The sequence below is a fragment of the Sphingomonas sp. 28-62-20 genome (assembly GCF_002281505.1).
Genome location: NZ_NCGH01000064.1, coordinates 1 through 1,693 on the forward strand (window position 1 = coordinate 1; position 1,693 = coordinate 1,693).

Annotated in this window: 1 protein-coding gene; it reads right to left on the bottom strand. The window is 62.0% G+C overall.

Annotated features, from left to right (window positions below):
• Window positions 1–1,677, bottom strand: a 1,677-nt coding sequence (locus B7Y43_RS19990) for a copper-translocating P-type ATPase (protein WP_374133411.1), incomplete at its 3' end; no start/stop codon positions are given.
• Between the last annotated feature and the right edge of the window lie 16 nt (window positions 1,678–1,693).

The following is a 1,693-nucleotide window of genomic DNA, read 5'->3' on the forward strand; positions in this document are numbered from 1 at the left end:
CGCGCCCTTCGCTTTCAATTCGCCGACGATGCGTGCCTTGTCTTCGGGTTTGAGTTCGGCGTGAACCTCGTCTAGCCCACCGACCGCGTCGGCAACGATTTGCGCGGTCGTCGGATTGTCGCCGGTGAGCATGATGACGCGCAACCCCTGTTTGCGGAGCGCGGAAATCGACTCCCTGGCATTTGCCCGGATTGGGTCAGCAACCGCGATAAACCCGGCAAGCGCGCCATCGACAGCGACAAGCATAATGCCCGCGCCTTCGCGACGCTTGGCCTCGGATGCGTCAAAGAGGGGCTGGGCATCGACACCGATACGCTGCATTTGCGCGGTGTTGCCGACGACGACGGTGTGCCCCTCGACCTTGGCGCTGATGCCAGCACCGACCTGAACCTCGAAGCCTTCAGGTTCAGAGAGCGCCAGATTGCGCTCTTTGGCGGCCGTCACGATCGCATGCGCAAGCGGATGCTCGGATCGCGCCTCGATCGAAGCGACGAATCTCAGCAGATCGTCCTGGGCAAGTTCCCCGACCGTCTCTATTCCAACGAGCTTAGGCTTTCCTTCGGTGAGCGTACCGGTCTTGTCGATCAGCAATGTGTCGACCTGTTCGAAACCCTGAAGCGCTTCGGCACTTTTGACGAGTACACCCGCCTGTGCGCCACGTCCCGTTCCGACCATGATCGACATCGGTGTGGCAAGTCCAAGCGCACAGGGGCAAGCAATGATAAGCACCGCTATCGCATTCAGGAGCGCATGGCCAATGCGCGGTTCGGGACCGACCAGGCTCCAGACGATAAAGGTGAGCACTGCAATCGCGATCACGAGGGGCACGAACCAGCCCGAAATTCGGTCAGCGACGGCCTGGATCGGTGCCCGGCTGCGCTGCGCCTCGGCAACCATCTTGACGATACGCGCGAGCATCGTGTCGCTGCCAACTGCCTGCGCTTCCATGACGAGGCTTCCGGTGGCGTTGACCGTGCCGCCTGTCAGCGCGCTCGTTGCTTCTTTTGCGACGGGGAGCGGTTCGCCGGTCAGCATCGACTCATCGACCGAGGATTTGCCATCAACGACGATGCCATCGACCGGCACGGCCTCACCGGGGCGGACGCGGAGCCGATCGCCTGCGACGATTTCCGCCAGTGGCACTTCGCTCTCCGTGCCGTCAGCAGCGATCCGCCGCGCGGTTTTTGGCGCAAGGTTCAGGAGCGCCCGGATTGCCTTGCCCGTCGACGCACGCGCACGAAGTTCGAGCACTTGCCCCAGCAACACCAGCGCAACGACGACGCCCGCCGCTTCATAATAGACCGGGACCATGCCGTGCATCTTGAACGCATCGGGGAAAACTCCAGGCGCGAGCGTCGCGACGAGACTGTAAAGGAACGCGGCACCGACACCAATCGAGATCAGCGTGAACATGTTGAGGTGGCGCGTCTTGAGCGAATTCCAGCCGCGAACGAAAAAGGGAGCGCCTGCCCACAGGACGATGGGAGCGGCCAAAGCAAGTTGAAGCCACGGCGAAATAGTCGCGCTGACCAGGTGTAGCCCCAGCAAATCGGTGCCCATCGTCAGAATGAGCAGGGGTATAGAGAGTGCCGCCGACACCCAGAAACGTCGCGTAAAATCGACGAGTTCGGGGTTCGGCGCATCGTCGAGTGACGGCTCTTCAGGTTCGAGCGCCATGCCGCAAATCGGGCAA